This window comes from Salmonella sp. NW722 (assembly GCF_051702785.1).
Lineage (GTDB): Bacteria > Pseudomonadota > Gammaproteobacteria > Enterobacterales > Enterobacteriaceae > Salmonella > Salmonella enterica.
Map to the genome: position 1 here is coordinate 75,104 of NZ_JAMMIN010000009.1, position 14,284 is coordinate 89,387.

Annotated in this window: 8 protein-coding genes; all 8 read left to right on the forward strand. The window is 56.8% G+C overall.

Annotated features, from left to right (window positions below; genetic code table 11):
* The first annotated feature begins 119 nt into the window (after window positions 1–119).
* The 8 genes from NA330_RS19840 to NA330_RS19875 all read left to right on the forward strand — a co-directional run bounded on the left by NA330_RS19840 (window position 120) and on the right by NA330_RS19875 (window position 14,126).
* Window positions 120–5,060, forward strand: a complete 4,941-nt coding sequence (locus tag NA330_RS19840) for an alpha-2-macroglobulin family protein (RefSeq protein ID WP_023241636.1) — start codon at window positions 120–122, stop codon at window positions 5,058–5,060.
* Window positions 5,061–7,376, forward strand: coding sequence for a peptidoglycan glycosyltransferase PbpC (pbpC, locus tag NA330_RS19845; protein ID WP_023241635.1), 2,316 nt, complete (start codon window positions 5,061–5,063; stop codon window positions 7,374–7,376).
* Between the two features lie 155 nt (window positions 7,377–7,531).
* On the forward strand, window positions 7,532–9,910 hold the full coding sequence (locus NA330_RS19850) for a DMSO/selenate family reductase complex A subunit (protein ID WP_023241634.1): 2,379 nt from the start codon (window positions 7,532–7,534) through the stop codon (window positions 9,908–9,910).
* Window positions 9,907–10,536, forward strand: a complete 630-nt coding sequence (locus tag NA330_RS19855) for a DMSO/selenate family reductase complex B subunit (RefSeq protein ID WP_000077436.1) — start codon at window positions 9,907–9,909, stop codon at window positions 10,534–10,536. The genes NA330_RS19850 and NA330_RS19855 overlap by 4 nt, the downstream gene beginning before the upstream one ends.
* Window positions 10,529–11,338 carry a dimethyl sulfoxide reductase anchor subunit family protein gene (locus NA330_RS19860; RefSeq protein ID WP_023241633.1) on the forward strand — a complete coding sequence of 270 codons (810 nt, stop codon included), beginning with the start codon at window positions 10,529–10,531 and terminating at the stop codon, window positions 11,336–11,338. Before NA330_RS19855 ends, NA330_RS19860 begins: the two co-directional genes overlap by 8 nt.
* Window positions 11,338–12,201: a 4Fe-4S binding protein gene (locus NA330_RS19865; protein WP_023241632.1), complete on the forward strand. Its 864-nt coding sequence runs from the start codon at window positions 11,338–11,340 to the stop codon at window positions 12,199–12,201. Before NA330_RS19860 ends, NA330_RS19865 begins: the two co-directional genes overlap by 1 nt.
* Before the next feature lie 120 nt (window positions 12,202–12,321).
* The gene (gene ndk / locus NA330_RS19870; protein WP_000963846.1) at window positions 12,322–12,753 is read left to right on the forward strand and encodes a nucleoside-diphosphate kinase; all 432 of its coding nucleotides are present in this window, start codon (window positions 12,322–12,324) and stop codon (window positions 12,751–12,753) included.
* Window positions 12,754–12,959: 206 nt separating this feature from the next.
* The gene (locus tag NA330_RS19875; RefSeq protein ID WP_000003206.1) at window positions 12,960–14,126 is read left to right on the forward strand and encodes a bifunctional tRNA (adenosine(37)-C2)-methyltransferase TrmG/ribosomal RNA large subunit methyltransferase RlmN; all 1,167 of its coding nucleotides are present in this window, start codon (window positions 12,960–12,962) and stop codon (window positions 14,124–14,126) included.
* Window positions 14,127–14,284: the final 158 nt, after the last annotated feature.

Genomic DNA, 14,284 nt, shown 5'->3' on the forward strand with positions numbered 1-14,284 from the left:
CCACATTTCTGTGTAAAATTTTCGCATCATCACAGTAATACGGACTTACACAATAAAATTTCTCGCGCATAATATCTCATCAACCGTTGCTGACAGGCCGTTAAGGCCAGGGATGAAAGATGAAACATTTACGCGTGGTGGCCTGCATGATCATGCTGGCGCTGGCGGGATGCGATAACAACGATAAAACCGCCCCGACGACTAAAAGCGAAGCGCCAGCCGTAGCGCAGCCCTCGCCCGCGCAAGACCCGGCACAGCTACAAAAGCTGGCGCAGCAAAGCCAGGGCAAAGCGCTCACGCTATTAGACGCCTCCGAAGCGCAGCTTGACGGCGCGGCGACGCTGGTGCTGACGTTTTCAATTCCTTTAGATCCTGAACAGGATTTCTCCCGTGTGGTTCACGTGGTTGATAAGAAAAGCGGCAGCGTTGACGGCGCATGGGAGCTGGCGCCAAATTTAAAAGAGCTAAGGTTACGTCATCTGGAACCTGAGCGCGTGCTGGTGGTCACGGTTGATCCCGCCGTTAAAGCGCTGAATAACGCCACCTTCGGCAAGTCTTATGAAAAAACGATTACCACGCGTGATGTCCAGCCCAGCGTCGGCTTTGCCAGCCGGGGATCGCTGCTACCGGGGAAAATCGCGGAAGGATTGCCGGTCATGGCGCTTAACGTCAACCACGTTGATGTGAACTTTTTCCGCGTTAAGCCCGGATCGCTGGCGTCATTTGTCAGCCAGTGGGAGTACCGTAGTTCTCTCTCTAACTGGGAGTCCGACCATCTGCTGAAAATGGCGGATCTGGTTTATACCGGTCGTTTTGATCTTAATCCGGCGCGCAATACGCGTGAGAAACTGCTGCTGCCATTAAGCGATATTAAGCCGCTGCAACAGGCGGGCGTATATGTGGCGGTAATGAATCAGGCTGGACACTACAACTATAGTAATGCCGCTACGTTGTTTACCCTTAGCGATATCGGCGTGTCCGCGCACCGTTACCATAATCGGCTGGATATCTTTACGCAAAGCCTGGAAAACGGCGCGGCGCAGTCGGGAATTGAGATCGTTCTTCTGAATGATAAAGGTCAGACGCTGGCGCAGGCGACGAGCGACGCGCAGGGACATGTGCAACTGGAGGCTGATAAAGCGGCGGCGCTATTACTGGCGCGTAAAGAGGAGCAGACCACGCTGCTCGATCTCACGCTTCCGGCTCTGGATCTGTCGGAATTTAATGTCGCTGGCGCGCCCGGCTACAGCAAGCAGTTCTTTATGTTCGGCCCGCGCGATCTCTACCGACCAGGCGAAACGGTTATCCTCAACGGATTACTGCGCGATAGCGACGGTAAAACGCTGCCCGATCAACCCGTTAAGCTGGAAGTGGTAAAACCAGACGGACAGGTGATGCGTACCGTCGTCAGCCAGCCGGAAAACGGGCTATACCGTTTGAATTATCCGCTGGATATCAACGCGCCGACCGGCTTGTGGCATGTCCGCGCCAACACCGGCGATAATTTGCTGCGGAGTTGGGATTTCCACGTGGAAGACTTTATGCCGGAGCGGATGGCGCTCAACCTGACGGCGCAAAAAACACCGCTGGCGCCTGCGGATGAGGTGAAATTCTCCGTTGTCGGCTATTACTTGTATGGCGCGCCTGCTAACGGCAATACCCTGCAAGGGCAACTTTTCCTGCGTCCGCTGCGCGACGCTGTCGCGGCGTTGCCTGGCTTCCAGTTCGGCAATATTGCCGAAGAGAATCTTTCGCGCAGCCTGGACGAAGTTCAACTGACGTTGGATAAAGGCGGACGTGGTGAAGTGAGTACTGCCAGCCAGTGGCAAGAAGCGCATTCGCCGCTGCAGGTGATTTTACAGGCCAGCCTGCTGGAGTCTGGCGGCCGTCCGGTCACTCGTCGCGTAGAGCAGGCGATTTGGCCTGCCGATACGTTACCGGGAATTCGTCCACAGTTCGCCGCCAAAGCGGTATACGACTACCGTACGGATACCACCGTTAATCAACCGATTGTCGACGAAGACAGCAACGCCGCATTCGATATTGTTTACGCCAACGCGCAGGGCGAGAAAAAAGCGGTGTCTGGTTTACAGGTGCGGCTCATCCGCGAGCGTCGCGACTATTACTGGAACTGGTCGGAAAGCGAAGGCTGGCAGTCGCAGTTTGATCAAAAAGCTCTGGTGGAGGGCGAGCAGACGCTGAATCTGAACGCGGATGAAACCGGAAAAGTCAGCTTCCCGGTGGAATGGGGCGCGTACCGTCTGGAGGTCAAAGCGCCGAATGAGACGGTCAGCAGCGTTCGTTTCTGGGCCGGCTATAGCTGGCAGGATAACAGCGACGGTAGCGGCGCGGCGCGTCCGGATCGCGTCACCCTCAAACTGGATAAAGCGAGTTATCGTCCAGGCGACACCATGAAATTGCATATCGCCGCGCCGGTCGCCGGTAAAGGTTATGCCATGGTGGAGTCCAGCGACGGTCCGCTGTGGTGGCAGGCGATCGATGTGCCGGCACAAGGTCTGGAGCTCACGATTCCGGTGGATAAAACCTGGAATCGCCACGATCTCTATCTCAGTACGCTGGTGGTGCGTCCCGGCGATAAATCTCGTTCCGCGACGCCAAAACGCGCCGTAGGGTTACTACACCTACCGCTGGGGGATGAAAACCGCCGCCTCGATCTGGCGCTGGAAAGCCCGGCTAAAATGCGCCCGAATCAGCCGCTCACCGTCAGGGTGAAAGCCAGCGTTAAACACGGCGAAATGCCAAAACAGATCAACGTGCTGGTCTCCGCGGTCGATAGCGGCGTATTGAATATCACCGATTACGCGACGCCGGACCCGTGGCAGGCGTTCTTCGGTCAAAAACGCTACGGTGCGGATATCTACGATATTTACGGCCAGGTCATTGAAGGGCAGGGGCGGCTGGCGGCGTTGCGTTTTGGCGGCGATGGCGACGACCTTAAGCGCGGCGGAAAACCGCCGGTAAACCATGTCAATATCATCGCGCAGCAGGCGCAGCCGATCACGCTCAATGAGCAGGGCGAAGGGGTCGTAACGCTGCCGATTGGCGACTTTAACGGCGAACTGCGGGTTATGGCGCAGGCATGGACAGCGGACGATTTTGGTCGCGGCGAAAGCAAAGTCGTTGTCGCCGCGCCAGTGATTGCCGAGCTGAATATGCCGCGTTTTCTGGCGGGAGGGGATGTTTCGCGACTGGTGCTGGACGTCACCAATCTGACCGACCGCCCGCAGACGCTGAATATTGCGCTCGCCGCCAGTGGGTTACTGGAACTGCTTAGTCAACAGCCGCAACCGGTCAACCTGGCGCCGGGCGTGCGCACCACCTTATTCGTTCCGGTACGCGCGCTGGAAGGTTTTGGCGAAGGCGAAATCCAGGCGACCATTAGCGGTCTGAATCTGCCGGGAGAAACCCTCGGCGCGCAGCATAAGCAGTGGCAAATCGGCGTGCGTCCGGCCTGGCCTGCCCAAACGGTAAATAGCGGCATTGCGCTGGCGCCGGGAGAGAGCTGGCATGTACCAGAGCAGCATCTGGCAAACGTCTCGCCAGCCACGTTACAGGGACAACTGCTGTTAAGCGGAAAACCGCCGCTCAATCTGGCGCGCTACATTCGCGAGCTGAAAGCATATCCGTACGGGTGCCTGGAACAAACCACCAGCGGGTTATTCCCGGCGCTGTATACTAATGCCGCTCAATTGCAGTCGCTCGGTATTACCGGCGATAGCGATGAAAAACGGCGCGCCGCGGTGGATATCGGCATCTCCCGCATACTACAGATGCAGCGTGATAACGGCGGTTTTGCGCTATGGGATGAAAATGGGGCGGAAGAGCCCTGGCTAACGGCCTACGCGATGGATTTCCTCATTCGCGCGGGCGAGCAGGGATATAGCGTCCCGCCGGAGGCCATTAACCGGGGCAATGAGCGACTGCTGCGCTATCTGCAGGATCCCGGCACGATGCTGATGCTGATTCGTTATAGCGATAATACCCAGGCCAGTACTTTTGCCGCTCAGGCTTACGCCGCGCTGGTACTGGCGCGTCAGCAGAAAGCGCCGCTCGGCGCGCTGCGCGAAATCTGGGAGCGCCGTAGTCAGGCGGCTTCAGGACTGCCGCTGATGCAATTGGGCATCGCGTTAAACACGATGGGTGATGCCAGACGCGGCGAAGAGGCCATTACGCTGGCTCTGAATACGCCGCGTCAGGACGAACGGCAATGGATAGCGGATTACGGCAGTTCTCTGCGCGATAACGCTCTGATGTTGTCGTTACTGGAAGAGAACAACCTCAGACCGGACGCGCAAAACGCGCTATTAAGCTCGCTTTCTGAGCAGGCCTTCGGTCAGCGCTGGCTCTCTACCCAGGAGAACAATGCCTTGTTCCTCGCCGCGCATTCGCGACAGGCCAGCGCGGGCGCCTGGCAGGCGCAGACCTCGTTAGAGGCGCAGCCGCTGTCGGGCGACAAGGCGCTGACCCGTAATCTGGATGCTGACCAGCTGGCCGCCCTTGAGGTGACGAACACCGGTAGCCAGCCGCTATGGCTGCGTCTGGATAGCAGTGGCTATCCCTCATCTGCGCCTGAGCCTGCCAGCAACGTTTTGCAGATTGAACGACAAATACTGGGGACCGATGGTCAGCGCAAATCGCTGTCCTCGTTGCGTAGCGGCGAACTGGTGCTGGTCTGGTTAACGGTAGTGGCCGATCGCAATGTGCCGGATGCGCTGGTGGTGGACCTGCTCCCGGCCGGGCTGGAGCTGGAAAACCAGAATCTGGCTGACAGCAGCGCCAGCCTGCCGGAGAGCGGTAGCGAAGTGCAAAATCTGCTTAATCAGATGCAGCAGGCGGATATTCAGTATATGGAATTCCGCGACGATCGGTTTGTGGCTGCCGTCGTTGTCAATGAGGGCCAGCCCGTGACGCTGGTCTACCTGGCGCGCGCGGTAACGCCGGGGACGTACCAGCTTGCGCAACCGCAGGTGGAATCGATGTACGCGCCTCAGTGGCGGGCAACCGGCGCGAGCGAGGGGCTGCTGATTGTGACGCCTTAAATGAACGGTTGGCGTGGTAAACGTGGCCGCTGGCTGTGGCTGGCGGGCGCGCCGCTTTTTATTTTCCTGGCGTTATGGGCAGCGGATAAACTCTGGCCGCTGCCGCTCAATGAGGTCCATCCTGCGCGGGTCGTGGTAGCCCATGACGGTACGCCGCTGTGGCGCTTTGCCGACGCCGGGGGGATCTGGCGTTATCCGGTGACGATTGAAGAGGTCTCTCCCCGCTACCTGGAGGCCTTAATCAATTACGAAGATCGCTGGTTCTGGCGGCACCCTGGCGTTAACCCTTTCTCCGTCGCGCGCGCGGCATGGCAGGATCTTACCGCCGGGCGCGTTATTTCCGGCGGCAGTACGCTGACTATGCAGGTGGCGAGACTGCTGGACCCGCATTCGCGCACGTTCGGCGGTAAAATCCGCCAGCTTTGGCGCGCCCTCCAGCTTGAATGGCATTTGTCCAAGCGCGATATCCTGACTCTGTACCTGAACCGCGCGCCGTTCGGCGGCACGCTACAGGGTATTGGCGCTGCAAGCTGGGCCTACTTCGGCAAGCCGCCTGCGCGCCTGAGCTACGCTGACGCGGCGCTGCTGGCCGTATTGCCGCAGGCGCCGAGCCGGTTACGCCCCGACCGCTGGCCTGCGAGAGCCGAAGCGGCACGAAATAAAGTGCTGGATCGGATGGCGGCGCAGGGCGTCTGGCCTGCCGAAACGGTACGCGAGTCGCGTGAAGAACCGGTCTGGCTGGCGCCGCGTCAAATGCCGCAACTGGCGCCGCTTTTTGCCCGAATGATGTTGAGTAAAAGCCAGAACGACAAAATTGTGACCACGCTGGACGCCGGATTGCAGCGGCAACTGGAAGATCTGGCGCGGGCATGGAAAGGGCGGCTGCCTGCACGCAGTTCGTTGGCGATGATCGTTGTCGATCATACCGATATGAGCGTGCGCGGCTGGGTAGGATCGGTAGACCTTAATGACGACAGCCGTTTTGGTCATGTCGACATGGTAACGGCGATCCGATCGCCGGGATCGGTACTCAAACCCTTTGTGTATGGTCTGGCGCTGGATGACGGCTTGATCCATCCCGCATCATTATTACAGGACGTTCCGCGCCGCACCGGAGATTACCGCCCGGGAAACTTCGACAGCGGATTTCACGGCCCGGTCAGCATGAGCGACGCGCTGGTACGCTCACTGAATCTGCCTGCCGTTCAGGTGCTTGAAGCCTATGGGCCGAAACGATTTGCGGCAAAACTGCGTAACGTCGGCCTGCCGCTATATTTGCCTGCTGGCGCGGCGCCCAATCTTTCGCTGATTCTGGGCGGCGCGGGCGCGCGGCTTGACGAGATGGCGGCGGCATACAGCGCGTTCGCTCGTCATGGGAAAGCGGCGAAACTACGGTTACAGCCGGACGATCCGCTGTCGGAAAGACCATTAATGTCGCCGGGAGCGGCGTGGATCATTCGACGAATTATGGCGGATGAAGCGCAACCCTTACCGGATAATGCGCTGCCGCGCATTGTGCCGTTGGCGTGGAAAACCGGCACCAGCTACGGCTATCGCGATGCGTGGGCTATTGGCGTTAACGCGCGCTATATCATCGGCATCTGGACAGGCAGACCCGACGGCACGCCTGTGGTGGGGCAATTTGGTTTTGCCAGCGCGGTGCCATTGCTTAACCAGGTCAATAATCTGTTACTGGCGCATACGGGACGCCTGCCGGAAGATCCGCGTCCGCAGGCGGTAAGCCGCGGCGTCATTTGCTGGCCGGGCGGACAGACTCTGCCTGCCGGAGACAGCAACTGTCGCCGCCGACTGGCGACATGGCTGCTCGATGACAGCCAGCCGCCCACGCTGCTGTTACCTGAGCAGGAAGACATCAACGGTATTCGTTTCCCGGTCTGGCTGGATGATACGGGGCGGCGTGTCGCTGCCGACTGTCCGCAGGCGCGTGCGCATACGTTTATCGTCTGGCCGCGGCCGCTGGAGCCGTGGCTGCCGCCTGCGGAAAGACGTAGCGCCCGCTTGCCCGCGGCGTCCGACCACTGTCCGCCGCTACAGGGCAGTGATGCCGCGCCGTTAATGCTGTCAGGAGTGAGGGATGGCGCGGTGATCAGGCAATTGCCAGGCCAGGAAAACGTCACGCTGCCCGTCTCGACTACCGGCGGCAAAGGGCGGCGCTGGTGGTTTTTAAATGGCGAACCTGTTAATGGCGAAAATAATCGCCTTTCTTTATTACTCAATATCGCTGGACGTTATCAACTTGTCGTAATGGATGAGTCCGGTCAGGTTGCTGCGGTTAATTTTGAATTAATACGTTAACAACTCTTCAGAATAAATTATGAATTTCATTTAATTTAAAGTTAATGAGAATTATTAATTTTTCCGGAATTACCCTTAATGAGGGAGCTTGATAAATATCAAGAGATCTGACACTTAAAAACGTGAGAATGGGTTTTTATTTGACGAGTCGGATCATGAAAAATATAAAAAGCCAGGGAAATGGCGAACAGCCCGCTATTTCTCGCCGCCACTTTATCCAGGCCAGCTCCGCGCTTATTGCGTTACCGTTTGTCTCCTCGCCAGCTACCGCTCAGGCGCGCGCTGTGACGGCCACTGAAAACAGGCCTGCGGAAAAAGTCGTTCAGACATGCAGCACTTTTGACTGCGGGGGCAAATGCGATATTCGGGCGCATGTTAGTGACGGTATCGTGACGCGAATTTCAACGCGACCGGATAATGCGCTGGATGCGCAAATGCCGGTGATGCGTGCCTGTGTTCGTGGACGCGCATACCGTAAATTTGTTTATCATCCTGACAGACTTAAATATCCCATGAAGCGCGTAGGAAAACGCGGTGAAGGAAAGTTCGAGCGAATTTCCTGGGATGAAGCGACAACCTTAATCGCCGATAATTTAAAATCGATTACTGAAAAATATGGCCCGGCTTCGCGTTATGTTCATGTTGGCACCGCCGTTTCCGGCGGCACCTTTTCCGGCGATAAAATGGCGCGTCGCCTGCTGAATCTGACCGGCGGCTATCTCGAAAGCTACCATTCTGTGAGTATGGGCAACACGGCGGCCGCGACGCCTTATACTTACGGCATTGCCGCCAGCGGCAGTTCGCTGGATACGCTTTTGGAGACCAAACTGGTGATTCTGTGGGGCCATAACCCGACGGAGACCATTTTTGGTCATACCAACTATTTCTTGCAGAAGATGAAGCAGAACGGTACGCGGTTTATCGTGGTTGATCCGCGCTATTCCGACACCGTTTCGTCGCTGGCGGATCAGTGGATCCCGCTGCTGCCCACCACCGACAATGCGCTGATGGACGCGATGATGTACGTCATCATCAGCGAGAATCTGCACGATCGCGCATTTATTGCGCGCTACGCTATCGGTTTTGATGAAGACTCAATGCCGGAAGGCGTACCGGCTAACGAATCGCTGGTGGCGTATCTGACCGGCGCCAAAGACGGTGTCGTTAAGTCCCCCGAGTGGGCGGAAAAGATCACCCATGTGCCGGCGCAAACCATTCGCCAGTTAGCGCGTGATTACGCGAATACCAAACCCGCCGCGTTGATTCAGGGGTGGGGACCACAGCGCCACAACTGCGGCGAGCGCACCGCGCGCGGTTCGACTCTACTGGCGACCATTACCGGTAATGTCGGCATCAAAGGCGGTTGGGCTGCGGGTTACGGCGGCTGCGCTAACCGTAAATTCGCCGCGGGTCCGGAGATGCCGGATAACCCGGTAAAAGCCAAAATTTCGGTGATGAACTGGGTGCAGGCCGCAGACGACGCCAGCAAAGTGACGCCGGATATGGGGCTGAAAGATGCCGATAAGCTGGACAGTAACATCCGTATTCTGTTCTCGCTGGCCGGGAACTATCTGGCGAATCAGAACCCCGATCTGCACCAGGCGGTACGCGTACTGGAGGATGAATCAAAGATCCAGTTTATTGTCGCCAGCGATCTGTTTATGACGCCGAGCGCGAAATACGCTGATCTACTGCTGCCGGAAACCAGCTTTATGGAACGCTGGAACATCGGTGAAACCTGGGGTACGGCAAGCTACCTGATACTCTCTGAAAAACTGATCGAGCCTGAATTTGAGTGGCGCTCCGACTACGACTGGCTACGTGAGGTGGCGGCGAAATTAGGCATTGAGAATGAATTTAGCCAGGGGCGCGATGAGAAAGCGTGGATTGAACACATCTGGGAACAGACGCGCCTGGCGATGCCGGACGAAAATCTGCCGGATTTCGCCACGCTGCAAAAGACCCGTCAGCATCTGTTCAAAAGCGCGCCATTTATCGCCTTTGAAGACAATATTCGCGATCCGGAAAATCATCCGTTCCCGACGCCGTCAGGGAAAATAGAGATCTTCTCGAAGCGCCTGTACGACATGCAGCATCCGGAAATCCCGGCGTTATCGCACTACGTTCCCGCGCATGAAGGCCCGGAGGATGCGCTGGCGAAAGATTTTCCGCTCCAGTTAATTACGTGGAAAGGAAAAAACCGCGCCAACTCAACGCAATACGCTAACCCGTGGCTGATTGAAGTGCAGCAGCAGACATTGTGGATCAACCCGCAGGATGCGCAAAAGCGCGACATTACGCATGGCGACATGGTGCGCATTCATAACTCACGCGGGATTTGCGAAATCCCGGCGGAAGTGACGCCGCGCATTATTCCTGGCGTTGTCGCGATGCAGGCCGGCGCCTGGTGGCAGCCGGATGAGAACGGTATTGATAAAGGCGGCTGTGCGAACGTCCTCAGCTCGGCCCGTATTACCGCGCTGGCGAAGGGAAATTCACATCAAACCATGCTGGTGGAGGTGGCTAAAGCATGAGTCAGTTTACACATTACCCGCCGGTGAGCGATAAACAACTGGGGTTTTTCATCGACTCCTCACGCTGCTCCGGTTGTAAAGCCTGCCAGGTGGCCTGCAAAGACAAAAACAATCTGGAAGTAGGCCGTCGTTTCCGCCGCGTCTATGAAGTCAAGGGCGGAAGTTTCATCCCGACCGGGCAGGGCGGGGTCAGCAATAACGTATTTGCTTATACGCTTTCCATTTCCTGCAACCACTGTGCGGACCCTGTCTGCACCAAAAATTGCCCGACTACCGCTATGCATAAACGCCCGGGCGACGGCATCGTGCGCGTTGATACCGACAAATGCGTCGGCTGTGGCTATTGCGCCTGGTCCTGCCCTTACGGTGCGCCGCAGCTTAACGAGCAGACCGGCCAAATGTCCAAGTGCGACATGTGCGTTGATTTACTGGCGAAAGGTGAACCGCCCGTCTGTGTTGCGACCTGTCCGCTGGAGGCCATCAAGTTTGGTCCGATTGATGAACTGCGCGCGAAGTACGGTAGCGTATGCGACGTTAACGGGCTGCCAGATTCATCCATAACCAAGCCTAATCTGGTTGTAAAAGCGCATCAGGGCGCAGAAAAAGAGGGTAAACGCCATGCATGAGTTACCGCTGCTGATTTTTACGCTCTGTTTGCAAGGGTCTGTGGGTGTGACAGTGTGGCTGGCGTTGGGCCGCCAGTACGCCGTAGAGGGACGCGTGCCTGCACGCGGCGCGCTTCCCGCGATGGTGGGGGCGTTTGTACTGGCCTGCGTGGGGCTGCTTGCTTCAGCGCTGCACATGGGCTATCCCCTGAATGCGCTAAACGCGTTACGTCATGTCGCCAGTTCGTGGCTGAGTCGCGAAATCGTCTTTGCCAGCCTTTATCTGGCGGCGCTGGGACTGGGGGTTGTGCTGCTATTTTTCCGAAAACCAGGCTGGCAGCCGCTGCTGGCGCTGGCGGCAGCGTTTGGGCTGGTGGATGTATTCTGCATGGCGCAGGTTTATATCCATGCCTCGGTGGCGACCTGGCAGCATAGCAACACGCTGGCGCTGTTTTTTGGCACGTCAGGCATTATCGGTTCGGTAGTCATTGCGCTGGCTTATCTGCGCAACGCTGGCGCCGCAATGCGCTGCGCTGTGGTAGTGGTCGCACTGATGGTGCTGATTCGCCTGATCATGCAGCCGCTATGGCTGGCGGATATTAATGCGGTGGATACGACGGTCGTCACTTTCCCGCATCATCCGCTACAGGCGCTGGCGCAGTTGCGCGACGTCTATCTTCTCGGCTGGTGTGTCTCAGCGGCGGGAATGCTCTGCTTTGCCGCAGGCGGTCTGCGAAACGCCAGAGGGACTCTGGTGGCGGGCAGCGTATTGCTGCTTCTCGGCGAGATTATGCTGCGCTACGTCTTCTTTAGTATTGGCTGATGGTTAACCTGACGATCGATCCGGCGGTAGACGTGACGCAGGCCTGCGTCCGTCGTCGCTTTCGTTTTTCTTCCTGCCGCGCTTGCGCCGATGTTTGTCCGGCGCAGGCGTTTTCGCTGGCGCAGGGGCAGGTCAGCATAGATACGACGCGCTGCATAGCCTGTGGCGACTGTCTGTTTGTCTGTCCTGTTGACGCCATTACCGGTATCAAACCGGTTAAACGCTTTGTGCAGGGGGATACGTTGGTGGGGCCGTTTTCGCTACAGGCGCCAACGGTCGATGAACTGCTTCTCTGGCACAGCCAGTACGGTATTCGCTTTATTGATATTGCGGTGGAGCGATCGGCGCAGTGGCTGATGGCGCTGGCGAGGCTAAATTTAGCGCTGCGCCGCTACGGCGAGCCGGGCTGGTCTTTCAAACACGTTGTCGGCGCGGAGATTAACGCCTCGCGGCGCACTCTGTTTCATGTTCCGCGCGACGCCATTACCCCGTGCGCCGTCGAGCCGAGGAAACGGCGTCTCAGACAGGCGTTTTCCGCGTTCAGCGAATGCGTACCCGAAATCAGTCCGCAAGAGTGCAGGATGTGCGGTGCCTGCTGGCGAAGCTGCCCGGAGAACGTTATCCAGTTTGACGACAATACCCTGACGATAGCGGCGGCGCGTTGTACGGGATGCGGCGGCTGTGCGGCGGTATGTCCGCATCAGGCGCTGCGGCTGCGGTTTGACGTGGAACCCGCCTCAACGCGGCATAGTGCGGCGTATACGCTCACCTGCGAAAGCTGCAAACGTACTTTTCATGCTCTCACGCCTGAACACACGCACTGCGTGCTGTGTCAGTCCCCTGAGTTTGCTGTGCGCCTTTAACTTTTGTTGCTAATGCTCATTTTATTTTAAAAAAATGTTACCTGCATCCATAGGCAATTGATGGGATGCTCTTTATAATCCGCGCCTGACATAACAACAGAACATATTTCAGAGGTAAACATGGCTATTGAACGGACTTTTTCCATCATTAAACCCAACGCGGTGGCAAAAAACGTTATTGGCAGCATCTTTGCGCGCTTTGAAGCTGCAGGGTTCAAAATTGTTGGCACTAAAATGCTGCACCTGACCGTTGAGCAGGCGCGCGGCTTCTATGCTGAGCACGACGGCAAGCCGTTCTTTGACGGTCTGGTGGAGTTCATGACCTCTGGCCCTATCGTGGTATCCGTGCTGGAAAGTGAAAATGCGGTACAGCGTCACCGCGATCTGCTTGGCGCCACCAATCCGGCGAACGCGTTGGCGGGTACGCTGCGCGCCGACTACGCTGATAGCTTAACTGAAAACGGCACCCACGGTTCGGATTCGCTGGAATCCGCGCAGCGCGAAATCGCCTTTTTCTTCGGTGAAGGCGAAGTGTGCCCGCGCACCCGTTAATCTCCTTCGTCTTTCACGCTGTAAATGCGTTGGCGATAAATTATCGGTTCAAATATTATTTTTGCTAATGCCGCGTGCAGACGTGGCATCCTTACGCCAGAATTTGTACAATGCAGCGCCCCCGGACGAGCAGTAAGCTTACCGGGGCGTTTCTTTTTTCAACCCTCCAGGGGCCATAACGTGTAATAACGAGGCCGGAATAGCATATGTCTGAACAAATTGTCACACCTGAAAGCAGTACCCCGGTAGTTCTTAACAACGAAACAAAAATCAACCTGCTGGATCTCAACCGTCAGCAGATGCGCGAGTTTTTTAAAAACTTAGGTGAAAAGCCTTTCCGCGCCGATCAGGTGATGAAATGGATGTATCACTATTGCTGCGATAATTTTGATGAGATGACCGACATCAACAAAGTGTTGCGCGGCAAATTAAAAGAGGTCGCGGAAATCCGCGCGCCGGAGGTCGTTGAAGAGCAGCGTTCCTCAGACGGCACCATCAAGTGGGCGATTGCTGTCGGCGATCAGCGCGTTGAAACGGTCTATATCCCGGAGGACGACCGCGCTACGCTGTGTGTCTCTTCACAGGTAGGATGCGCGCTGGAGTGCAAATTTTGTTCAACTGCGCAGCAGGGCTTTAACCGCAACCTGCGCGTATCGGAAATTATCGGTCAGGTCTGGCGTGCGGCGAAAATCGTCGGCGCGGCCAAAGTCACCGGCCAGCGTCCGATCACCAACGTGGTCATGATGGGGATGGGCGAGCCATTGCTTAACCTGACCAATGTCGTACCGGCAATGGAAATTATGCTCGATGACTTTGGTTTCGGCCTGTCCAAACGCCGCGTCACGCTCTCAACGTCCGGCGTGGTGCCTGCTCTGGATAAACTGGGCGATATGATAGATGTCGCGCTGGCTATCTCCTTACATGCGCCGAATGACACTATTCGCGACGAAATCGTCCCGATCAACAAAAAATACAATATCGAAACGTTCCTGGGCGCGGTTCGCCGCTATCTGGAGAAATCCAACGCCAATCAGGGGCGCGTGACGATTGAATACGTAATGCTTGACCACGTTAACGACGGCACTGAACACGCGCATCAACTGGCGGAGCTACTAAAAGAGACGCCTTGTAAGATTAATCTGATTCCGTGGAACCCGTTCCCTGGCGCGCCGTATGGCCGCAGCTCTAACAGCCGTATCGATCGCTTTTCTAAAGTTTTGATGAGTTATGGTTTCACGACCATCGTACGCAAGACGCGTGGCGATGACATTGATGCGGCATGCGGACAGTTGGCAGGCGATGTGATTGACCGTACTAAACGTACTCTGCGTAAGCGTATGCAGGGAGAGGTGATTGACATCAAGGCTATTTGATAGCAGTTGCGCCACGGGGCATTCATTATACCGTGGCGCAATGTCAGTTGAATAATGTCTGGCGTTGTACTTGTCTGGTCAATAATAACGGTGCGTTTTTGTCGACTTTAAGGCAGTATGTAATGGTGCAACAAGAGTTTAGCCTTGTGTCTTAGCGG

Bases quoted from the DNA above. Each gene is read 5' to 3' on its own strand.
- NA330_RS19875 (WP_000003206.1), top strand. From the start codon at position 12,960: ATGTCTGAACAAATTGTCACACCTGAAAGCAGTACCCCGGTAGTTCTT.
- NA330_RS19865 (WP_023241632.1), top strand. From the start codon at position 11,338: ATGGTTAACCTGACGATCGATCCGGCGGTAGACGTGACGCAGGCCTGC.
- NA330_RS19855 (WP_000077436.1), top strand. From the start codon at position 9,907: ATGAGTCAGTTTACACATTACCCGCCGGTGAGCGATAAACAACTGGGG.
- pbpC (WP_023241635.1), top strand. From the start codon at position 5,061: ATGAACGGTTGGCGTGGTAAACGTGGCCGCTGGCTGTGGCTGGCGGGC.
- NA330_RS19850 (WP_023241634.1), top strand. From the start codon at position 7,532: ATGAAAAATATAAAAAGCCAGGGAAATGGCGAACAGCCCGCTATTTCT.
- NA330_RS19860 (WP_023241633.1), top strand. From the start codon at position 10,529: ATGCATGAGTTACCGCTGCTGATTTTTACGCTCTGTTTGCAAGGGTCT.
- ndk (WP_000963846.1), top strand. From the start codon at position 12,322: ATGGCTATTGAACGGACTTTTTCCATCATTAAACCCAACGCGGTGGCA.
- NA330_RS19840 (WP_023241636.1), top strand. From the start codon at position 120: ATGAAACATTTACGCGTGGTGGCCTGCATGATCATGCTGGCGCTGGCG.